Source organism: Stenotrophomonas sp. P5_A9, assembly GCF_056400525.1.
The window spans coordinates 1-22,222 of the sequence record NZ_JBFULC010000008.1 but is presented as its reverse complement, the minus strand read 5'-3'; the positions used below and the strand labels follow the sequence as shown (position 1 = coordinate 22,222).

Sequence of the window (22,222 nt, the reverse complement as noted above, 5' to 3'; positions counted from 1 at the left end):
CGCGTGCGGGCCAGCGCCAGCGACACGAGCACCCCCGTCCCGGTCGAGTAGCCCACCAGCGGCCAGGCATCGTCGTTCCTTCCGGGCGCTCGGCGTAGACGTCGCGCACGGTGGCGAAGGTGGCAACCAATGCCGCCGACGCGCCCAGTGCCTGGAAGACACGGAACATGAGGAACATGCCGGGGCCATTGGACGCGGCAAGAGCGAGGGAGGCAATGACGAACATCGTGCCGCCGCCCATCGCTATCGGGCGCCGACCAATGCGGTCTGCCAGCGCGCCAAACAGCAGTTGACCTGCGCCGAGCAGGACCATGCACAGGCTGAGCGTGAGTTGCACGACGTGAGGGGTGGTGCCCGGCAGAGCGCCGCAACAACAGCCGGTTGTCGCGGCTTACTCGTCGTAGGTCTTGCTGTTTCCCATGGGCTCTGGGCGTCCTGCGCGTCGAAATCAGCGCTGGACTCCAGCAATTGACGACTTGTGGCGTTCGCGGCGGGCACGATGAAGAAGGAATTCTTAATGATTTATTCTTCCCCATGAGGCAGCTGCAACTAGGTAGCTTGATAAGCACATGCGTTTTTAGCATGTGGGTTCACGCAACTGTCGTGCCAGGTTCACGGGGCATTGATTGAGCCGGGGTGTAGATTCAATTCACGCCCCAAGTAATGGCTGGGGTTCCCCCATCTTCGTAGTGCGCTCCTGACGATTGCTTGCGCCGGCCATTCCGGTTCGAGGTGGAGTCTGCTGCGTCGTGTTTCTCTGCCAGCGAGTCCCCCATGCCTACGCGCCTTCTTCCCCTTGCGTCTTCCGCTGCCAGCGCAGAAGCCGTATCCCAGAGTGATGTCATCCGCGTGCGACGACATAGGCAAGCCGCGATGCCGGTTGGCCTGTCAGGTTTCTCCAATCTTGCGACAGACACGGTGCGCCGCGTGCTGTTCGTGGTGTCGGAGATGGCCGATTTCGTGAAGGCCGGCGGACTCGGCGATGTGGCCGCAGCATTGCCACGCGCCCTGCGCGACCGCGCCGACATGCGCGTGCTGATTCCCGGCTACAGCGAGGTGCTTGCGCGCACCGGGCCCATCGAGGTGGTGGGGCAGACCGAAGCGCATGCGGCGTTGCCGGCGTGCGTGATCGCACAGACGGTGCTCGAGGATGGCTTGCCTGTGTATGTGCTGATCTGCCCGGAGCTGTACGAACGGGAAGGATCGCCGTACGTGGACAACGCCGGCCAACCCTGGGCGGACAACGCCATTCGTTTTGCCACGTTGTCACGTGCGGCGGCGATGATCGCCTCGGGCGAGGTGGGCATGGAATGGCAGCCGGACCTGCTGCATCTGAATGATTGGCCGTGCGCGCTGGCAGCGGCCTACGTACGTTGGTCGGGCAGCACGGCGTCGTGCCTGCTGACCATCCACAACCTGGCCTACCAGGGTTTGTTCCCGAGCGCGCTGGCGGCCGATCTGGGCATCGACGAGGTGCAGCGCGTGGCGCTGGAATTCCATGGGCAGTTGTCGTTCCTGCGCGGCGGCATCGTGCACGCCGACCAGGTCAACACGGTGAGCATCAGTTACGCGGCGCAGATCACCGCCCCGGCCGAGGGCTGCGGGCTGGACCGGTTGCTGTCGCGGCGCGCGGCGCTGGGTCACCTGAGCGGGATCGTCAACGGCATCGACGCCAGCTGGGACCCGAGCACCGACCGCCACCTGCCGGCGCACTTCGACGTGCGCAGCTTTGAAGGCCGCGACCATAACGCCCGCCACGTGCGCCGCGCCTTCGGGTTGCCGGAAAGCCGCGGGCCGTTGTTTGCGGTGGTGTCGCGACTGGTGCACCAGAAGGGCCTCGACCTGACCTGCGATGTGGCGCCGCAGATCGTGGCGGCCGGCGGCCAGCTGGTGATCATCGGCGGCGGCGAGCCGGAGATCGAGGAGCAGGTGCGCGCATTGGCGCGGCGCTTCCCGGGCAGCGTGTCGGCCTACATCGGCTTCGATGAAACCCTGGCCCGGCGCATGTTTGCCGGCGCCGATTTCCTGCTGATGCCCTCACGGTTCGAGCCGTGCGGGTTGAGCCAGATGTATGCACAGCGCTTTGGTTGCCTGCCCATCGCGCACGCCACCGGCGGGCTGATCGATACGGTGGACGACGGCGTGACCGGCTTCCTGTTCAACGGGCCGGAGGCGGACATGTTGCGCCGCTGCGTGCAGCGTGCCTTCCGCACCTTCCGCCAGCCGCGGCTGATGGCCGCAATGCGGCGCGCGGCGATGCTGCGCCCCAGCGGCTGGGAGGTTGCCGGCACGCATTACATCGACCTGTACCAGCGCACCGCCGAGGCGCGCGCATGACGGTGTCGTGCGAGGTGCAGGCCCCGATGCCGCAAGGTTCGGAGGGTGTACCGACGTCCTCGTCGGTTGACGAGCCCTTGTCGCCTGGTCTGGCCGCGCTGGCGGCGGGACAGCCGGGCGATCCGTTCGCGCTGCTGGGCCCGCACCAGGACGCGCAGGGCCGTTGGCGGCTGCGCGTGCTGTTTCCCGGTGCGCTGGCCGTGCAACGGCGCGACGCGGGCGGGCGCTGGCAGCCGATGGCGGCGCTGGGCGAAGGCCTGTTCGAATCCGCATGCGAAAGCGCTGCGGTGGCCTTGCTGCGGGTGGACTGGGGTACATCGACGCAGGAGATCGAAGATGTCTTCGGTTTTGGGCCGCAGCTGGATGCGGCACTGCTGGCGGGCATCCCCGCTGGCGACCCGCACAGCATCCGTACCGGCCTGGGCGCGCAACGTGCCACCGACCAGGGCGTACACGGCGTGCGCTTTACGGTGTGGGCGCCGAACGCGCGTCGGGTAGCGGTGGTGGGCGAGTTCAACAGCTGGGACGGCCGACGCCATCCGATGCGGTTCCGCCATGAAGCCGGCGTCTGGGAAATCTTCGTGCCGCGCGTGGTCGCCGGTGCACGCTACAAGTTCGAAATCATCGCTGCCGATGGCTCGCACCTCACCGACAAGGCCGATCCGATGGCGCGGCAGTGCGAGCCGCTGCCGGGCACCGCCTCGGTGGTGGGCGCCGATGCGGAGCATGCCTGGCAGGACCGGGACTGGATGAACGCGCGCGCGGCCAACGCGGACGGTGCGATCTCCATCTATGAATTCCACGCCGGTTCCTGGCGACGCGGCCCGGACGGCAGCGTGCTTGATTGGGACCAGTTGGCCGATGCGCTGATTCCGTATATCCAGCAGCTTGGCTTCAGCTACGTCGAGCTGCTGCCGGTAAGCGAGCATCCGTTTGGCGGCTCCTGGGGCTATCAACCGTTGGGGCTGTATGCGCCGACCGCGCGGCATGGTGACCCGGAAGGGTTCGCGCGTTTCGTGGACCGCTGCCACCAGCAGGGCCTGGGCGTGATCGTGGACTGGGTGGGCGCGCATTTCCCGTCCGATGCGCACGGCATGCAGCGCTTCGACGGCACTGGCCTCTACGAACACGAAGATCCGCGCGAGGGCCTGCACCCGGACTGGGACACGTTGATCTATAACTACGGGCGCAGCGAGGTGTCCGGGTTCCTGATCGGCAGTGCACTGGAGTGGATCGACCGCTTCCATATCGATGGGCTGCGCGTGGATGCGGTGGCCTCGATGCTGTATCGCGACTACAGCCGCGCCGACGGGCAGTGGATTCCAAACGCGCACGGTGGCCGCGAGAACCTGGAAGCGATCGACTTCCTGCGTGCGCTCAATACCGCCATCGCCACGACTTATCCGGGCGTGGTGGTGATCGCCGAGGAGTCCACCGCGTGGCCGGGCGTGACCGCGCCGGCCGCCGAGGGCGGGCTGGGGTTCTCGCACAAATGGAACATGGGCTGGATGCACGACACACTCAGCTATCTGCAGCGCGACCCGATCCATCGCTCGCACCACCACAGCGAGATGACCTTCAGCGCGATGTACGCCTTCTCCGAGCAGTTCGTGTTGCCGCTGTCGCATGACGAAGTGGTGCACGGCAAGGGCTCGTTGCTGGGCAAGATGCCCGGCGACCGCTGGCAGCAGTTGGCCAACCTGCGCGCCTATTACGGCTTCATGTGGGCCCACCCGGGCAGCAAACTGCTGTTCATGGGCGGCGAGTTCGCCCAGGCCACCGAGTGGAACCACGATGCCGAGCTGGACTGGGCGCTGGCCGCGCAACCCGAACACGCCGGGGTGGCGCGCCTGATCGGCGACCTCAACCGGCTGCTGCGTGATATTCCTGCACTGCGGCATGGCAACCGCACCGAGGACGGCTTCGAGTGGAGCGTGGGCGACGATCACGTCAACAGCGTGCTGGCCTTCATCCGCCACGACGTGCAAGGCCATGGCGGTGCGTTGCTGGCGGTGAGCAATTTCACCCCGGTGGCGCGACATGGATACCGCGTGGGAGTGCCGCGTGCCGGTCGTTGGCGTGAGGTATTCAACAGCGACAGCCACTTCTACGGTGGCAGCGACGCGGGCAATCGTGGACAGGTGGACGCCCGGCCCATTGCCATGCACGGCCACGCGCAATCCATCGAGCTGACCTTGCCGCCTTTGTCCACGGTCTACCTTCAGGTGATGGAGTGACGCCTGCGCGGCGGCAACTGGGCGCGCAGCGGCAGGCGGAAGGTGGGTACTGCTTCCGGCTGTGGGCGCCGGCAGCGCACCGCGTGGAACTGCTGCTGGAGGGCGAGGTAATGGCCATGGTTTCGGAAGAAGACGGGTGCCATGCCGTCGTCTGCGACGCCGCGCCCGGTGCGCGCTATCGCTTCCGGATCGATGGTGCGCTCAGCGTGCCCGATCCGGCCTCGCGCTGGCAGCCGGAGGGCCTCAAGGGCGCCAGCGCCATCCCCGATGAAGACGCCTACGTCTGGCAGACCACCGGCGGGGCAGGGCGGCCGTGGTCCGAAGCGGTGCTTTACGAAGTGCACCTGGGCGCGGTGGGCGGCTATTCGGCGCTTCAGGCTGAGCTTCCGGCGTTGGCGGCGATGGGCATCACCGCGCTGCAGTTGATGCCGCTGGCCACGTTCCCCGGGTCGCGCAACTGGGGTTATGACGGCGTGCTGCCATACGCCCCGGCCTCGGTGTATGGCACGCCCGACGAGCTGAAGGCGCTGGTCGATGCCGCCCACGGATTGGGGTTGATGGTGCTGCTGGACGTGGTGTTCAATCACTTCGGTCCGGAAGGCAACCAGCTGGCCAGCTACGCGCCGCAGTTTTTCCGCGAGGATGTTCGCACGCCGTGGGGCGCGGCCATCGATTTCCGCCAGCCGTGGGTGCAGCGCTACTTCATCGACAACGCGCTGATGTGGCTGCGCGAATACCGCTTCGACGGCCTTCGCCTGGATGCGGTACACGCGATCCATCCGCAGACGTTCCTGGTGACGCTGCGCGAGGCCATCCACGCCGATGGCCCGGCGCATGCGGTGGACCTGGTGGTGGAGAACGAAAACAATGCCGCCTCATTGCTGGGCGAGGGCTATACCGCGCAGTGGAACGACGATTTCCACAATGCGTTGCACGTGCTGTTGACCGGCGAGACCGAGAGCTACTACGCCGACTATGCCAGCGCACCGGGGGCACGATTTGCCCGGGTGCTGTCCGAAGGGTTTGCCTGGCAGGGCGAAGTGAACCGGCATGGCAACCGCCGCGGCGAACCCAGCGCAGGGTTGTCGCCGGATCATTTCGTGGTGTTCGCGCAGAACCATGACCAGATCGGCAACCGCGCCTTCGGCGATCGCTTGCAGGGTTCGGTGGCCCCGGCACGCTTGCGGATCGCGCACGCGCTGACCGCGTTGACCCCGATGGTGCCGCTGTTCTTCATGGGCGAGCCGTGGGGCGCGCGCGAGCCGTTCCTGTTCTTCACCGATTTCGAGCCACCACTGGATGAGGCCGTGCGCCAGGGGCGGCGAACCGAGTTCAGCCAGCTCAAGGCATTCACCGAGCCCGCATCGCGCGAGGCGATTCCCGATCCGAACGCGCTGGAGACGTTCCTGGCCTCGCGTTGTCCGATGCCGTCGCCGGACGCGCTTGCGCACAACCCCTGGCTGGCCGACTTCAAGGCGTCCCTGGCGTTGCGGCACCGGTATCTGGCCGAGGGCGCGGCGCAGGCGCGCAGCCTGGGGGCCACGGTACTGGCCGATCAAGCCATCGCCGCGGGATGGGCACTGCCCGGCGGCGAGTGGTGGCTGGCCTTCAACCTTGGCGGCACGGCGGTGGCCGCCACCTTGCCGGCCGGACAAACCGTGCTGCAGCTGGGTGACGTGGATGCCGACGACACGTTGGCGCCGGACGCGATGCTGGTGCGCTGGGTGCCGCTATGACCGCGCCATCGGTAGCGCTGACGGACCTGGCTGCCACGGTCGGGTTGATCGTGGACTGGCATGACGTGCACGGCACGGCGCGTCGGGTCGACCAGACCACGCTGCTGGCGGTGCTCGGAGCGCTGGAATGGCCGGCCGCCACCCCCGCACAGCGGATGGAGAGCCAGCAGCGCTGCCTGACCGAGCGGGCGCAGCCGAAGCTGCATACCGCACAGGTCGGCGCCACGCTCGTGATCGGTCCGGCCGATGCAGGGCAGGGGCAGTGGTGCGATGAGGAGGGACTTACCGAGGCCGCCAGCCAGGATGCGGCAGGTGGCTGGCGTTGCCCGCGGCGGCCCGGCTACTGGACGCTGCGCATCGGTGGCGGCGAACATGCCGTCGCCGTTGCGCCGGCCCAGTGCTTCAGCGTGGCCGATGCGACCGGCACGGAAACCCCGCGCCGATGGGGCGGCACGCTGCAGGTGTATGCGGGCCGCTCGCCCGGTGACGCCGGGATTGGCGACAGTGCGGGCGCGGCGGCGTGGTGCCGGCGGATCCGCGCGGCCGGCGGTGACGCGCTGACGCTCAGCCCGCTGCACGCGGCCGGCCGGATCGAAGCGCTGTACAGCCCGTACTCGCCGAGCGACCGCCGCTTTCTCGAACCGGTCTACACCGCGCCGCCTCCCTGGGTCGCCGATGACGACGACGCACTGCAGGCGCCGATGCCGACGCCCGACGGGTTGATCGACTGGGCGGGGGCGGCTGCGTACAAGTGGGCGCGATTGGCGCACTGGCACCAGTGGCTGGACGCCGCGCCCGAGAAGGTGCGTGAGGACCTGGATCGCCATCGACAGGAGGGCGGAACATCGCTCGCCCGGTTTGCCGCGTTCAACGCCGCCGCGCTGGGCCAGCCGGACCCGGCGCTGCAGGAATTCGCGCAGTGGTTGTCGACCCGAAGCTGGGCCCAGGTGCAGCAGCGCGCCCGCGCAAGCGGCATGGCGCTGGGGCTGATCGCCGATTTGGCGGTCGGCTTCGTACCGGACGGCGCCGAGGCGGCTGCCGCTGGCGATACCGCGCTGCGCGGGCTGGTGCTCGGGGCGCCGCCGGATGCGTTCGCGCCGCACGGCCAGGTATGGGGCGTGAGCAGCTATTCCGGCGATGGGCTGCGGCGCACCGGGTTTGCGCCATTCATCGACCTGCTGCGCGCGGTCATGCGTGATCGCGGTGGCGTGCGCATCGATCACATCCTTGGCCTGCAACGGCTGTGGGTGGTGCCGCACGGCGCAGGGTCGGAAGCGGGTGCATATCTGCGCTATCCGCTGGACGACCTGCTGAACCTGCTGGCACTGGAATCGTGGCGGCACCGCTGCATCGTCATCGGCGAAGACCTCGGCGTGGTGCCTGAGGGCATCCGTCAGCGGCTGGCCGAGCGCGGCGTGCTCGGGATGGATGTGCTGGCGTTCTCGCGCGCCAGCGATGGTGAATTCCTGCCGCCCAACCTGTGGCGGAAGATGGCGGTGGCCACCACGGGCACGCACGATCTACCCACCCTGGCCGGGTGGCAGCGTGGCGAAGACATCGCCGTGCGCGCGCAGCTGGGCAACGACAGCGCAGCGACCGTCGCGCAGGCCATGCAGCAACGTCGCCAGGAAGCGGCGCAGCTGGCCGCCGCGGTGGGCGCCGATGCGACGTGCCCGGAAGCGTTGCACGATGCGGCCATTGCGTTCGTGGCCGCCGGTCCTGCGCCGCTGGCGCTGCTTCCCGTGGAAGATGCGCTGGACCTGCGCGAGCAGGTGAACCTGCCCGGCACCGTGGCGGTGTATCCCAATTGGCGGCATCGCCTGCCGCAGCCATTGCCGCGGCGTACGCTGCACGCTACGTTGCGTCGGTTCGCGGCGGCGCGCGGCAGTGAACCCTGAGATGGTGCCGTTCCGCGCAACCGCACGGCTGCAGCTGCATGCCGGTTTCGATTTCGAGGCGGCGCGCGCGCAGGTGGCCTACTACGCGGCGCTGGGCATCAGCCATCTGTATCTGTCGCCGATCACCCGGGCGGTGCCCGGTTCGACCCACGGGTATGACGCGCTCGATCCGACCACGGTCAATCCGGCACTGGGCGGCGAAGCCGGGCTGGTACGCCTGGCCGGGCAGGCGCGCGCGCACGGCATGGGGCTCATCATGGATATCGTGCCCAACCACGTGGCCGCACACCCGGACAATCCGTTCTGGGCCGATGTGCTCGCCAACGGCCAGCGCAGCCGGTATGCGGCGTGGTTCGACATCGACTGGCAGGCGCCTGGCCGCGGCGGCAAGCTGTGGCTGCCGGTACTGGATCGCCCGCTGGCCACGGCGGTGGCAGAAGGGGGGATCCAGGTGGAACGCGATGCGGCGGGCACCGCCTGGCTGTCGCTCGGCGATGCCCGTTATCCTTTGGCGCCGGAAACCCACGCCGATGCCGTGCCGGGCATGGCAGCCGGACCGCTCACCGCATTGCTCGCCGGCCAGGCCTATCGGCTGGCGTGGTGGCGCAGTGGCGACGCGCAGGTCAATTACCGCCGGTTCTTCACCCTCACGGCGTTGGCGGCGCTGCAGATGGAGCGCGCCGAGGTCTTCGATGCGGTGCATGCATTGCCGCTGCGGTTGGCCGCCGACGGCGTGATCGACGGGGTGCGCGTGGACCATGTGGATGGCCTGCGTGATCCTGCCGCCTATCTGCGACGCCTGCGTGATGCGCTGGATGTGGCCGGCGCGGCACGCAACCTGGCCCCCGGCACGCTTGGGCTGTGGGTGGAAAAAATCCTCGGCCCCGATGAGCGGCTGCCACCGGATTGGCCCTGTGATGGCACCACCGGCTATGACCTCATGGACCAGGTGGGCGGATTGATGCATGACAGCGCCGGTGGCGCGGTGCTGGCACAGCAGTGGCGACAGGCGACGGGAGACGGGCGCAGTGTCGAGCAGGTCGAGCTGCAGGCGCGCGGTGAGGTGCTGGATAACGGGCTGCACGCCGAGTTCGAGGCACTGGCCGCGTTGCTGGCCGAGGTCGCCGACGAAGCCGGCGGCCAGGCGGCTGATTTCGGCAGGCCCCTGCTGGCCGCGGCGGTGGCCCGGTTGCTGGCGCATTTCCCGGTGTACCGCAGTTACCTGACCGGCGCGGCACCGGCCGCATTGGACCGGGTCTGGTGGCAGCGCGCAGCACGCGATGCCTGCGCCGGCGCCGACCCTGCCGTGACAGTGGTCATCGAGCAGATCCTGCGCTGGATGCTTGAAGCACCTGCGCCGATGGGCTCGCACGCGCTGCCGGCACGGTGCCTGCGGCTGCGCCAGCAGTTCCAGTTGCTGAGCGCGCCGCTCAACGCCAAGGCGGTGGAGGACTGCAGCTTCTATCGCTACGCCGCCCAGCTCTCGCGCAACGAGGTCGGCACGCATCCGTCGGTGCTGGGGCTGTCGCCGGACAGCTTCCACGCGCTGGCGGCCGAGCGCGGCCAGTTGCATCGGCGTGCGCTGCTGGCCACGGCCACCCACGACCATAAACGCGGAGAAGACGCGCGGATGCGGCTGGCGGTGCTGTCGCACTGGCCGACGTGGTGGGGTACCACTGCACGGCGCCTGGACCGCCTCGCCGCGCCGCTCGGCGTGGCCGCGCTGCATCCTGCCGATCGCCAGATGCTGTGGCAGACGCTGGTGTCGGCATGGCCGGCCCAGGTCGAGCAGCTACCGGACGACTTCAGCCCGCGCATCCGCCAATGGCAGCGCAAGGCGTTGCGCGAAGCCGGCGTGCGCAGCAGTTGGCGCAACCCCGACGCCGCCTACGAGCAGATCGCAGACAGGCTCGTCGACGACCTGCTGTCTGTATCCCGTGCGCAGCCGCTGCGGCACGCGCTGCGTGCGGCGGTGACGCGGCTGGCGCCAGCCGGTGCGCGCCTGAGCCTGGCCCAGACCGCGCTGCGCCTGACCGTGCCTGGCGTGCCGGATATGTACCAAGGCACCGAAACGTGGGACCTGTCGCTGGTGGACCCGGATAACCGCCGGCCGGTGGATTACCCGGCACGCCATCACGGACTGGATGACACCCGGGCGTGGTCGCAGCTGCTGGTGGCGTGGCACGACGGCGCGGCAAAGACGCGCCTGCTGCGCGACCTGCTGCAGTTGCGGCGCGCGATGCCGGCGTTGTTTGCGCACGGCGATTACCAACCGCTGGATACCACCGCGCCCGATCGCGTGCTGGCGCTGAGCCGCACGCACGCGCAGCAACGCGTGGTGCTGGTGGTGGCCATCGATACCACCGCCGGCCCGGCGGCGCAGGCGAGCGCCGCGCTGCCGGGGCGTTTCTGGGGCGGGGCGCGCGTGAACGTCCCGCCTGGCCGTTATCGCAACGTACTCACCGGCCTGTCTGTAGATATTCAAGCCGTTGGCATTCCCCTGCGGGTGCTGTCTGCGGACAGCCCCGTGACCGTGTTGATCCACCAATGAAGCCGGGACCCATGGAAGAGCAAGAACGACGCGAACGCATTGAAGAACTGGCGCGCCAGATCTGGGAGGCCGAGGGCCGCCCGAACGACCAGCACCTGCGCCATTGGGTGATGGCCGAGCGCCTGCTGGAGGCCGAACTGCAGGCCGCCACGGGCAAGGAGCGTGGCCAATGAACGGTCGGCCGACGGTGCAAACCTCCCGCCTGCGCGCGGGCCGCCCCTTCCCGCTGGGGGCCACCTGGGATGGGCTGGGGGTCAATTTCTCGCTCTACAGCCGGCACGCCACCAAGGTGGAGCTGTGCCTGTTCAACGAGCGCGGACGCGAGGTGGAGCGGATCGTCCTGCCCGAGTACACCGACGAGATCTGGCACGGCTACCTGCCCGATGCCCGCCCGGGCCAGCGTTATGGTTACCGCGTGGACGGCCCGTACGCACCCGAAGCGGGCCATCGTTTCAACGCCAACAAGCTGCTGCTGGATCCGTACGCCCGGCAGATCGTGGGCCAGCTCAAGTGGGCGCCGGCGCTGTTTGGCTACACCGTCGGGCACCGCGACAAGGACTTGAGCTTCGACAAACGCGACAGCGCTCCGTTCATGCCCAAGTGTGCGGTGGTCGATGACGCCTTCACCTGGGGGCGGGATCGCCCGCCGGGCGTGGCGTGGGAAGACACGGTCATCTACGAAGCGCACGTGCGCGGCCTGACCATGCTGCACCCGGACGTGGCCGAATCGGCGCGGGGCACGTTCTCCGCGCTCAAGCAGGACGGTTTGCTGGACCACCTGAAACAGCTCGGCGCCACCGCGCTGGAACTGCTGCCCATCCACGCCCATGTGGACGACCAGCACCTGCTGGAGCGCGGCCTGCGCAACTATTGGGGCTACAACACCCTGGCCTTCTTCGCGCCGGACCCGCGGTTGCTGTCAACCCATGCGATCGCCGAGTTCAAGCAGATGGTGGCCTGCGTTCACGCCGCCGGGCTGGAAGTGATCCTGGACGTGGTCTACAACCACACCGCCGAAGGCAACGAACTGGGCCCGACCCTGTCCTTCAAGGGCATCGACAACGCCAGCTACTACCGGCTGGCCGACAATCCGCGCTACTACATCAACGACACCGGCACCGGCAACACCTTCGACCTGACCAACGCCGGCGCGCTGCGCATGGTGATGGACTCGCTGCGCTACTGGGTGCAGGACATGCACGTGGACGGCTTCCGCTTCGACCTGGCCACCATTCTCGGCCGCGAGCGCTCCGGCTTCGACCCGTCGGGCAGCTTTCTCGACGCGGTGCGCCAGGACCCGGTGCTGAGCCAGGTGAAGCTGATCGCCGAGCCGTGGGATATCGGCCCGGGCGGCTACCAGCTGGGGCAGTTCGCGCCGGGCTGGGCCGAATGGAACGACAAGTTCCGTGACAACGTGCGGGCACTGTGGCGCGGCGATGGCGGCCAACTGGCCGAGTTCGCCACGCGCATCATGGGCTCGGCCGACCTGTTCAATCACAAGGGTCGACGCCCGGCGGCGTCGATCAATTTCGTTACCGCCCACGATGGCTTCACCCTCAGCGATCTGGTCAGCTACAACGACAAGCACAACGAGGCCAACGGCGAAGACGGACGCGACGGCAGCGACCACAACATCTCCTGGAACCACGGTACCGAAGGCCCGACCGAGGATCCCGACGTGCTGGCACTGCGTGCGCGGCAGATGCGCAACCTGCTGGCGAGCCTGCTGTTCTCGCAGGGCACGCCGATGCTGCTGGCCGGCGACGAGTTCGGGCGCACCCAGCAGGGCAACAACAACGCCTATTGCCAGGACAACGCGCTGACCTGGATGGATTGGGCGCAGGCCGGCTCGGAGCCCGGCGTGCGCCAGGCAGCGTTCGTGCGCAAGGCGCTTAAGCTGCGTCGCCGCTATCCGCAGCTGCGTCGCGGGCGCTTCCTGGACGCGCGTGACGACATGGCCGATACCGCGATCGAATGGCTGCGCGCCGATGGCGGGGTCATGCACGAAGCGGACTGGAACGATCCCGAGGCGCGCGTGCTGATGCTCAAGATGGGCGGCAACGCGCTGCAGGGCGGTGAACCCGGCCCCGAGCATGAAACCCTGCTGTTGCTTTTCAACGCCGGCCATAGCGAGGTGCGCTTCGATGTGCCGGTGCTGCCCGGGCGGCATTGGCGGGTCCTGCTGACCAGCACCGACGGCCCCGTCCCGGCGCTGGACCCGCAGGGCGGGCTCACGCTGCCCGAGCGGAGCATGGGCCTGCTGACCAGTCGCCGGGTGCGTGCTCCCGAGAGGACCCCATGATTGCCATGACCCCCGCGCAGACCGGCAAGTACGACGTGGTGGTGGTGGGCGGCAGCTACGCCGGCATGTCCGCCGCGCTGCAACTGGTGCGGGCGCGTCGCAACGTGCTGGTGATCGATGGTGGCACGCCACGCAACCGCAACGCGCTGGTGGCGCATGGATTCCTGGGCCGGGAGGGGATCGCGCCTGCGGAGATCGCGATGCAGGCACGGCAGGAACTGATGGCCTATCCGACCTTGACCTGGCTGACCGCAACGGCGGTGGCTGCGTCGGCCGAGCCGGATACGCCGTTCAAGATCACCTGCGAGGGCGGTCAGACATTCAGTGCCGACCGTTTGATCCTTGCCTATGGGGTGACCGATGCGCTGCCCGATATCGACGGGGTCGCCGAGCGCTGGGGACGCAGCGTGCTGCACTGCCCGTACTGCCACGGCTATGAGCTGTACGAAGGCCGGATCGGGGTGATCGGCTGTTCCGACGATGGCGGCGCAGGGCAGGCGCTGCTGCTGTGCGACTGGGGCCAGGTGACCCTGTTCTGCAGCGAGGCAGACACGCGTATCGATGCAGAACAACGCCGCCGTCTGGACGATTGCGGGGTGGTGATCGAATCCACGCCGGTGCGATGCGTGGATGAGACCGCCACCATCGTCCTCGAGGACGGACGCCGCCTGCCGATGGACGCGTTGTTTGTCTCGCCGCGCTCCACGCTGTCCAGCGACCTGGCCGAGCAGCTCGGCTGCGAGCTCAAGGACGCTGGCTGCATCACCGCCGACTCGGCCAAGCAGACCACCGTGCCGGGCGTGTTCGCCTGCGGCGACGCAGCGCGCATGGCCGGCAATATCGCGCTGGCGGTGGGCGAGGGCGCCTTGGCCGGCGTGGCCGTACACCATTCGTTGATGGGCTTGCTGGACTGAACGACGCGGTATTTTCTGAACGAGTCAGGGATCTGCACGGATCTTTCACGGAACGCGCGGCAACGTATCGCCTCATGAACCTGAATTGATTTAAGCTCGCGTGCTGGCGCGCATTCATGTGAAGTGCGTCACTTTTTGATCCCCTTTCCAGGAATGCCCCATGGCGGCTTTGCAGCAGCGCACGATCGACCTTATCCGTAGTCAGCAGGAACAGCTGCTGTCCAAATGGATGGAAAACCTGACCTCCGGAAGTCAGGCGCAGGACAACCGGCTGTCCCAGCGCGAGCTGGAGACGCAGGCACGCGAGTTCTGGCGCTTGTTCCTGGAGGCCATCTCCACTGCCAACGCCGGCACCGTGGGCGCCCGAGAGTGGCAGGACACCCGCCGCTTCCTGGAAGATCTCTCGCGCGATCGGGTGCTGAAGGGCTTCAATTCGACGGAGACGGCCAGCTTCCTGTTCTCGCTCAAGCGCCCGTTGTTCGAACTGGTCCAGCAGGGCTATGCCGCCGATGCAGCGCAGCTGGGCGACCAGCTCTGGGCGATCTCCGAGCTGCTGGATCTGCTCGGCCTGCACAGCGTGCAGGCGTTCCAGAAGACCCGCGAAGACGTGATCCAGCGCCAGCAGGAAGAGATGCTGGAGCTGTCCACCCCGGTGGTGAAGCTGTGGGAAGGCGTGCTCGCGCTGCCGATGATCGGCACGCTGGATTCGCAGCGGACCCAGGTGGTGATGGAATCGCTGTTGCAGCGGATCGTCGATACCGGCTCGGAAATCGCCATCATCGACATCACCGGCGTGCCCACCGTGGACACGCTGGTGGCCCAGCACCTGCTCAAGACCGTCACCGCGATCCGCCTGATGGGCGCCGATGCGATCATCAGCGGCGTGCGCCCGCAGATTGCCCAGACCATCGTGCACCTGGGGCTGGACCTGCAGGGCATCGTGACCAAGGCCAATCTGGCCGATGCACTCGCCCTGGCGCTCAAGCGCACCGGGCAGACGGTGGTGCGGGCAGAGCGCTGAGATGGAACGTATTCCGATTCTGCAGATGGGCGACCTGCTGCTGGTGACCATCCAGGTGGACATGCACGATCAGCTCGCGCTGACCCTGCAGGACGACCTCAGCGAGAAGATCCGCCGCACCTCGGCGCGCGGCGTGCTGATCGATATTTCCGCGCTGGATATCGTCGACTCCTTCATCGGGCGCATGATTTCCACCATCTCCGCGATCGCGCGGATCATGGACGCCACCACGGTCGTGGTCGGCATGCAGCCGGCCGTTGCGATCACCCTGGTCGAGCTGGGCCTGACCCTCAGCGGGGTGCGGACCGCGCTCAACGTCGAGCGCGGGATGAAACTGCTGCAGCGCACCGATGACGACGCGCCATGACCGCGCCCAGTGGGACGCTGCCGATCCGCGTTGAGCAGGACGTGGTGCTGGCGCGCCAGGCTGCGCGGCAGGTGGCCGTGGCCTGCAAGCTGCGCCTGATCGACCAGACCAAGTTGGTCACCGCCGCCAGCGAACTGGCGCGCAATGCCGTGATCTATGGCGGCGGTGGCACGATGGACTGGGAAATCCTGGAGAGTGGGCTGCGCAAGGGCGTGCGCTTGGTCTTCGCTGACCAGGGCCCGGGCATTCCCGACCTGGCGCAGGCGCTGACCGATGGCTGGTCGTCCGGGTCCGGCATGGGCCTGGGGCTGTCCGGTTCGCGCCGGCTGGTGGACGAGTTCGAGCTGGAGAGTGCGCCCGGCGAGGGCACGCGCATCACGATCACCAAATGGACCTGAACTTCGCCGGCCAGGTGACGCGGGTGGTGGCGGTCGAAGAAACCTCGCAGGTAGGACAGGCCCGGCGCGAAGCGCTGGCGCTCGCCGAGCAGGCCGGTTTCAACGAAACCGATGCGGGCCGTGTTGCCCTGGTGGCCACCGAACTGGCCACCAATGTGATCAAGCACGGGCGGGGCGGGCGCATGCACCTGTCGCTGGTCTGCGGGCGCAGCGGCCTCGGTGTCGAGCTGTGCGCGATCGATGCGGGCCCGGGATTTTCACTGGCCCACTGCCTGCCCGATGGCTATTCCACGGGCGGCACCCAGGGCATCGGTCTGGGCGCGATCGCACGCCAGGCGACGCTGCTTGATGTCTGGTCCGATGCCAGGGGCGCGGTGATCGTGGCGCGGATCTATCCCGGCCGCGCGACGGCCGCCATTGATCTTCCGTACGGTGCGCTGCGCATTGCCATGCGTCATGAAGTGGCCTGTGGCGATGGCTGGCACCTACGCGCGCAAGGGCCGTCGGTGGCGGTCACGATGATCGATGGCCTCGGCCACGGGCTGCAGGCGGCGGACGCCGCGCAGGCCGGCGTGGCTGCCGCTGCGCAGGCCACCAGCTTCGATGCGCCCGGCCTGATCGGCGCGTTGCATGCCGGCATGTCCGGCACCCGCGGTGGCGCGGCGGCGGTGGCCAGTATCGACACGCAGGCCGGCAGCATCCAGTTCGCGGGCATCGGCAACATTTCCGCCACGCTGTGCGAGCCGACCACCTCGCGTGGCATGGCCTCCCATCCCGGCATCGTCGGGGTGCAGTTCCGTAAAGCCCAACCCTTTCATTTTCACGCACCCGCAGGCACGCTTCTGGTCATGCACAGCGATGGACTGCAGGCCCGTTGGAGCCTGCGTGACTACCCCGGCCTGTTCCACCGCCACCCCAGCGTGATCGTGGCGGTATTGCAGCGCGATTTCGACCGTGGCCGCGACGACGTCGGCATCGTGGCCCTGCGTCCTGGAGACCTGCATTGACTACCGCCCCTGACCCGCACGAGCTGCAGACGTTGCGCCTGGAGGCCGACGCGCTGCGTGCCGAGCTGGAGGAGACCAACCAGGGGGTGCTGGCGCTGTATGCCGAACTGGACCAGCAGGCCGAGCAGCTGCGCGAGGTCTCCGAGCTGAAGAGCCGCTTCCTGTCGTACATGAGCCATGAGTTCCGCACGCCGCTGGGTTCGATCCTGAGCATGACCCGGCTGCTGGAAGACGGCATGGACGGCCCGCTCACCGACGAGCAGCGCCGCCAGGTGCGCTTCATCAGCGCCTCCACCAGTGAGCTGCGCGAGATGGTGGATGACCTGCTGGACCTGGCCAAGATCGAGGCCGGGCGCATCACGATTTCCCCGGCGTGGTTCGATCTGATGGACCTGTTCTCGGCGCTGCGCGGCATGTTCCGCCCGCTGGTGGAGGGCAACCAGGTCGACCTGGTGTTCGACGATCCGCCCGCGCTGCCGATGCTGTACACCGATGACAAAAAGCTGGCGCAGATCCTGCGCAACTACATTTCCAACGCCATGAAGTTCACCCCGAATGGCCAGGTGGTGGTTTCGGCACGCCTGGAAGGCGAGCACTCGGTCCGCTTCAGCGTGCGCGATACCGGCATCGGCATTCCTGCCGAGCTGCAGTCCACCCTGTTCGAGGACTTCGTCCAGGTCGACACGCCGTTGCAGAAGCGTCTGCGCGGTACCGGGCTGGGGCTGTCGCTGTGCAAGCGCTTCGCCGAGTTGCTGGGAGGGCATGTGGGCGTGGACAGTGTGGTCGGCGAGGGCTCGGACTTCTATGTGATCCTGCCGCTCACGCTCGCCACGGAGGCTGCCGATGCCGCACTCTGACCGCATCCTCGTCGTGGACGACAACGTCGCCACCCGCTACGCGGTGCGCCGCGTGCTGGAGCACCATGGGTTCCGCGTCGAAGAAGCCGGTACCGGTGGCGAGGGACTGGCCAGGCTGGCTGCGCAGGACTTCGGCGCGCTTGTGCTGGATGTGAACCTTCCTGACATGAGTGGCTTTGACGTGGTGCGGCAACTGCGCGAGGACGCGCGCATGCGGCTGCTGCCGGTGGTGCACGTTTCGGCCGCGTCCATCGCTACCGGTGACCTGATCACCGGCCTGAACGCCGGTGCCGATGCCTACTTGATCCATCCGGTGGACCCGGACGTGCTGCTGGCCACGCTGCGCACGTTGCTGCGCGCCCGACGTTCCGAAGAAGCGCTGCGCGAGGCCGAGGCGCGGTTCGGCGAGATTTTCCGCCAGATCAATGCACCGATCGCCGTGCTGGATGCGTCCCTGCGCTCCCATGATGCCAACGATGCCTTCGTGCGCCTGCTCGGCATGGATGCCACCCAGCCGGGCGCGCTGGAATCGCTTCTGGACGAACAGGCCGCGCCCCTGGCTGCCCTGAAAGTCGCGCTGGCCGAAGGCGAGCGCTGGCAGGGCACGTTTACCCTGCGCGCAGGCGCCGACACCCGCATCACCGAATGGCGCGTGACGCCTTACCATGCACCGGGCCAGGGCCTGGTGCTGATCGAAGACACCACCGAACACCACGCGCGCGAGTCCGAGCAGCGCCAGGAGCTGGAAACCGCGACGTCGGAGCTGGCCTTCCAGATCGCCGAGCGCCAGCGCACCGAGGTCGAGCTGCTGCAGGCGCAGAAGATGGACTCGCTCGGCCAGCTTACCGGCGGCATCGCGCACGACTTCAACAACCTGCTGACCACGATCATCTCCGGCCTGGACATGATCGAGATGGCCGTCTCCAGCGGCAAATGGGACAAGGCCTCGCGGTATGTCGAGATCGCCACCGGCTCGGCCCACCGCGCGGCGGCGCTGACCCAGCGGATGCTGGCCTTTGCCCGCAAGCAGCCGCTGGACCCGCAGACCTTCGACGTGGTCGCGCGGATCCGTTCGCTGGAAGACATGCTGCTGCGCTCGATCGGCGAGAACATCGAGCTGGACCTGGAACTGGGGCCGCAGCCGATGGTGGCCGTGGCCGATCCGAACCAGTTCGAGAACGTGATCCTCAACCTGGTGATCAACGCGCGCGATGCGCTGGGCGGGCAGGGGCTGATCCGCATCCGCGCCGACCGTACCGAGATCGAGCGCGATCATGAGCTCGCGCCGGGTCATTACATCAGCGTCAAAGTCCTGGACAACGGCATCGGCATTCCGATGGAACTGCTGACCAAGGTGTTCGAGCCCTTCTTCACCACCAAGCCGCAGGGCGAGGGCACCGGGCTGGGCTTGTCGATGACCTACGGGTTCGCCCGCCAGTCCGGCGGCAGTGCGCGCATCGCCAGCGAGCGCGGCGAAGGTACCGAGATAGAACTGCTGCTGCCGGAAGGCGAGCTGGTCGGCATCGACGAACAGAAACCTGTTCCCAGCCAGGTCCCGCGTGGCAGTGCCGAACGCATCCTGCTGGTGGACGATACCGATTCGGTGCGGATGATGGTGCGCGAAATGCTGGTCGAGGCCGGTTACCAGGTGGTCGAGGCGATCAATGCGCAGCAGGCGTTGCTGGAGCTGCATTCGACCCGCGAGGTGGACCTGCTGCTCTCCGACGTGGGCCTGCCGGGCATGAACGGGCGCGAGCTGGCCGATGCCGCGCGCGTGTTGCGGCCGCATCTGCCGGTGCTGTTCGTCACCGGGTATACCGAGGGCGCGGCGGTGCGCAACGAGTTCCTCGGCACGGGCATGTCGCTGCTGCCCAAACCGTTCAGCGTGATCGAACTGCTGCGCAGCGTGCGCCAGATGTTCGCGCCGGCCTGAGCGGCCCCGCGCGGGCTGGCCCACCTGCGCTGCAGGGGGCCGCGGGCCGCAACGGGTCAGGGGCTCGGCTTGGGTTCGCCCAGTTCCGCCCGCCGCGCCCGGAACACCTCCGGCGTCTGCGGCTTGATGAACAGCGCCACCAGCTCCGGGTATTCCTGCTTTACCGCCTTTTCGATCCGGGTGATGCACGCCTCGATCTGCGGGGTGGTCCGGTCGTCCTCGAATTCGGCACTGAGCATCGCCACCACCTGGTCCGGACCCATCTGCATGGTGGTGACGCCGTTGGCGTTGCGCAGGTCCGGGTCGGTATTGGCTACCGCCAGGATGCGCTTGGCCACGCTGGGATGGGCCGGTTCGCCGACCAGCAGGCCCTTGGTTTCGCGCGCCAGAAGGAAGGCAGTCACCGCCAGCACCCCGGCGATGCACAGCGAGGCCACGCCATCGAGGATGGGCATGTCCAGCAGCTGCGCGGCCACCAGGCCGATCAGGGCAAACCCCAGGCCGAGCAGGGCAGCGCTGTCTTCCAGCAGCACGGTGAACGTGGTCGGGTCCTTGCTGCGCCGGAAGGCTTCGAAGTAGCCCAGCGTGCCCTTGGTGGCGCGGAACTCGCGCAGGGCGATCCACCAGGAGGTGCCTTCGAACACGATGGAGACACCCAGCACCGTGTAGCTGATCAGGTGGTTGGTGGCCGGCTCGGGGTTGCGGATGTGCTGGATGCCCTCGTACGCCGAGACGCCCGCGCCGGCGGCGAACACCAGCAGGGCCACGATGAAGCTCCAGAAGTACAGCTCGCGCCCGTAGCCGAACGGATGCACGGTATCGGGCTTCTGCTCGGAGCGGCGCAGGCCGTACAACAGCAGCAGCTCGTTGATGGTATCCACCAGCGAGTGCACGCCCTCGCTGAGCATCGCCGAGCTGCCCGACAGCCCGGCGGCGACGAACTTGGCGATGGCGATGCACAGATTGCCGGCAAGCGCGGCATAGATGACAAGACGGGAGCCGGACGGCTTGGCCATGGCGGGGACGGGTTGAATGGGGGAGCTACATGATCCCCAAGCGCCCGTACCGGCGGCGTGCAGGGCGGAAATGGGCGCGGCGTTGCATCCAATCGGCCCGCTGGCCCGTACACCCCATGCCTCCCTACACACGGCGTCATCCACCGCAGATGTATCGTCAACCCGACCCGCCGCCCTTTTCCTTCGACGCCGCCCGTATCGTGTCCGTTTCCGCCCAGCCCACCGGCGTGCTTCCCGACTGGACCCAGGACATGGAGGGCGTGGCGCGGCTGCGTGACCGCGAGTGCTTCATCCGTATCTACGACCATTTCATGCCCCGCCTGTGCATCTACCTGCGTGGCCGTGGCGCCCCGGACGGCACCGCCGAGGAACTGGCGCAGGAAAGCCTGCTGCGGCTCTGGCTGAACGCGGCCGACTTCGACGCCTCGCGCAGCGCGCTCAGCACCTGGCTGTACCGCATCGCGCGCAACCTGCACATCGACCGCTTCCGCAGCGAGCGGGGCTGGCTGCAGGCCCAGGAGGCGGTCGAAAATGCGGCCCTGGATGATCCGCCCGAGCGCACCTCCGCCGAGCAGTTCGCCGACCACGCGCGCCTGCGCCAGCGGATCAACGAGCTGCCGGCCATCCAGGCACGGCTGGTGCGGATGTCTCATTTCGAAGCCAAAAGCCACAGCGAAATCGCCCAGGCGCTGGGGATGCCGCTGGGCACGGTCAAATCCCACCTGCGTCGGGCATTCCTGCAGCTGCAGTCCAGCGTCGGGAGTGCGCCATGAATCCCCGCCACCACCTGCATGAATCGACGTTGATGAGCTACGCCGCCGGCGCCTTGCCGACCGCGCTCAGCATCGTGGCCAGCACGCACCTGGAAAGCTGCGCGCATTGCCGGCACGTGTTGCGTGACGCCGAGGCCATCGGCGCGGCCTTGCTGGACCAGACCCAACCGGCATCGCCCAGCGCGCGCCAGGCGGCATTGCGCGAGGCGATGCTGGCGCAGCTGGACAGCGAGGATGTGCCGGACGATCCGGTGCGCGATCTGCGGCCGCCGACCGCGTCGGCACCGCCACGTGGTTCCGTGCAGGCCCATCCCGATGCGCTCCCGGTCTCCCTGCATCCGTACTTCGGTCCCTCGCTGCGCGACGTGCGCTGGCGCTGGATCGCGCCCGGCGTGCACTGCATCCGCGCCGCCGACATGCCGTCGTTGATCATGCTGCGCATCGCCCCGGGCAAGTGTCTGCCGATGCACAGCCACGGCCAGAGCGAGCTCACCCAGATCCTGCGCGGCGCCTACAACGACGCATTGGGCATCTTCGGCCCAGGGGACATGGCCGACCTGGATGAAGACGTCGAGCATCAGCCGGTGACAGCACCGGGTGCGCCGTGCATCTGCGTGTCGGCGCTGGATGCGCCGCTGCGTTTCAGCGGCTGGTTGGCGCGCAGCATGCAGCGTTTCGTGAAACTCTAGCGTTCGGCCTTGCCAAGGATCTCCTGATGCCCGCCACCTCCCGCCTTGATGTTCTGATGACCGGTGCCAGCGGACTGGTCGGGCAAGGCGTGCTGCGCGCCTGCCTGGCCGCAGCGGATGTCCAGCGCGTGACGGCGTTGGTCCGCCGCAGMGGTGCGGTGGCGGACGGCGTGGAGGAAATCGTGC

At 68.0% G+C, this 22,222-nt stretch carries 17 protein-coding genes and 1 pseudogene; 16 read left to right on the top strand and 2 right to left on the bottom strand.

What is annotated here, in order from left to right; translation table 11 throughout:
- Positions 1-61 precede the first annotated feature (61 nt).
- Positions 62-364, bottom strand: a pseudogene (locus AC1DR7_RS04010) (MFS transporter); the annotation flags it as partial.
- Positions 365-843: 479 nt separating this feature from the next.
- On the opposite strand from AC1DR7_RS04010, the gene glgA reads away from it, so the two are divergent.
- The 14 genes from glgA to AC1DR7_RS03940 all read left to right on the top strand — a co-directional run bounded on the left by glgA (position 844) and on the right by AC1DR7_RS03940 (position 19,558).
- On the top strand, positions 844-2,337 hold the full coding sequence (gene glgA, locus AC1DR7_RS04005) for a glycogen synthase GlgA (protein WP_457319118.1): 1,494 nt from the start codon (positions 844-846) through the stop codon (positions 2,335-2,337).
- Positions 2,334-4,574, top strand: coding sequence for a 1,4-alpha-glucan branching protein GlgB (glgB, locus tag AC1DR7_RS04000; protein ID WP_478054453.1), 2,241 nt, complete (start codon positions 2,334-2,336; stop codon positions 4,572-4,574). The genes glgA and glgB overlap by 4 nt, the downstream gene beginning before the upstream one ends.
- The gene (gene treZ, locus AC1DR7_RS03995; RefSeq protein WP_478051436.1) at positions 4,571-6,310 is read left to right on the top strand and encodes a malto-oligosyltrehalose trehalohydrolase; all 1,740 of its coding nucleotides are present in this window, start codon (positions 4,571-4,573) and stop codon (positions 6,308-6,310) included. Before glgB ends, treZ begins: the two co-directional genes overlap by 4 nt.
- A complete protein-coding gene (gene malQ, locus AC1DR7_RS03990) occupies positions 6,307-8,208 on the top strand; it encodes a 4-alpha-glucanotransferase (protein ID WP_457320674.1) in 1,902 nt (633 codons plus the stop codon). Before treZ ends, malQ begins: the two co-directional genes overlap by 4 nt.
- A gap of 1 nt (position 8,209) precedes the next feature.
- On the top strand, positions 8,210-10,759 hold the full coding sequence (gene treY, locus AC1DR7_RS03985) for a malto-oligosyltrehalose synthase (protein WP_478052626.1): 2,550 nt from the start codon (positions 8,210-8,212) through the stop codon (positions 10,757-10,759).
- Between the two features lie 11 nt (positions 10,760-10,770).
- Positions 10,771-10,932, top strand: a complete 162-nt coding sequence (locus tag AC1DR7_RS03980; RefSeq protein ID WP_457318196.1) for a DUF2934 domain-containing protein — start codon at positions 10,771-10,773, stop codon at positions 10,930-10,932.
- The gene (gene glgX, locus AC1DR7_RS03975) at positions 10,929-13,061 is read left to right on the top strand and encodes a glycogen debranching protein GlgX (RefSeq protein ID WP_457318197.1); all 2,133 of its coding nucleotides are present in this window, start codon (positions 10,929-10,931) and stop codon (positions 13,059-13,061) included. The genes AC1DR7_RS03980 and glgX overlap by 4 nt, the downstream gene beginning before the upstream one ends.
- Positions 13,058-13,975, top strand: coding sequence for an NAD(P)/FAD-dependent oxidoreductase (locus AC1DR7_RS03970; RefSeq protein WP_457318198.1), 918 nt, complete (start codon positions 13,058-13,060; stop codon positions 13,973-13,975). Before glgX ends, AC1DR7_RS03970 begins: the two co-directional genes overlap by 4 nt.
- Before the next feature lie 160 nt (positions 13,976-14,135).
- Positions 14,136-14,996, top strand: a complete 861-nt coding sequence (locus AC1DR7_RS03965; RefSeq protein WP_256774415.1) for an STAS domain-containing protein — start codon at positions 14,136-14,138, stop codon at positions 14,994-14,996.
- 1 nt (position 14,997) lies between these two features.
- On the top strand, positions 14,998-15,363 hold the full coding sequence (locus AC1DR7_RS03960; RefSeq protein WP_256774414.1) for an STAS domain-containing protein: 366 nt from the start codon (positions 14,998-15,000) through the stop codon (positions 15,361-15,363).
- Positions 15,360-15,761, top strand: a complete 402-nt coding sequence (locus AC1DR7_RS03955) for an anti-sigma regulatory factor (protein WP_457318200.1) — start codon at positions 15,360-15,362, stop codon at positions 15,759-15,761. Before AC1DR7_RS03960 ends, AC1DR7_RS03955 begins: the two co-directional genes overlap by 4 nt.
- Positions 15,752-16,768 carry an ATP-binding protein gene (locus tag AC1DR7_RS03950; protein WP_457318201.1) on the top strand — a complete coding sequence of 339 codons (1,017 nt, stop codon included), beginning with the start codon at positions 15,752-15,754 and terminating at the stop codon, positions 16,766-16,768. Before AC1DR7_RS03955 ends, AC1DR7_RS03950 begins: the two co-directional genes overlap by 10 nt.
- On the top strand, positions 16,765-17,625 hold the full coding sequence (locus AC1DR7_RS03945; RefSeq protein WP_457318202.1) for a sensor histidine kinase: 861 nt from the start codon (positions 16,765-16,767) through the stop codon (positions 17,623-17,625). Before AC1DR7_RS03950 ends, AC1DR7_RS03945 begins: the two co-directional genes overlap by 4 nt.
- Positions 17,612-19,558 carry a hybrid sensor histidine kinase/response regulator gene (locus tag AC1DR7_RS03940; protein ID WP_256774410.1) on the top strand — a complete coding sequence of 649 codons (1,947 nt, stop codon included), beginning with the start codon at positions 17,612-17,614 and terminating at the stop codon, positions 19,556-19,558. Before AC1DR7_RS03945 ends, AC1DR7_RS03940 begins: the two co-directional genes overlap by 14 nt.
- A gap of 56 nt (positions 19,559-19,614) precedes the next feature.
- Here the strand turns inward: AC1DR7_RS03940 and AC1DR7_RS03935 are convergent, their stop codons facing one another.
- A complete protein-coding gene (locus AC1DR7_RS03935; RefSeq protein ID WP_256774409.1) occupies positions 19,615-20,574 on the bottom strand; it encodes a cation diffusion facilitator family transporter in 960 nt (319 codons plus the stop codon).
- Between the two features lie 149 nt (positions 20,575-20,723).
- Here AC1DR7_RS03935 and AC1DR7_RS03930 point away from each other — a divergent pair, with 149 nt between their 5' ends.
- A complete protein-coding gene (locus AC1DR7_RS03930; RefSeq protein ID WP_256774408.1) occupies positions 20,724-21,347 on the top strand; it encodes a sigma-70 family RNA polymerase sigma factor in 624 nt (207 codons plus the stop codon).
- A complete protein-coding gene (locus tag AC1DR7_RS03925) occupies positions 21,344-22,036 on the top strand; it encodes a ChrR family anti-sigma-E factor (RefSeq protein WP_478051526.1) in 693 nt (230 codons plus the stop codon). The genes AC1DR7_RS03930 and AC1DR7_RS03925 overlap by 4 nt, the downstream gene beginning before the upstream one ends.
- Positions 22,037-22,222 lie beyond the last annotated feature (186 nt).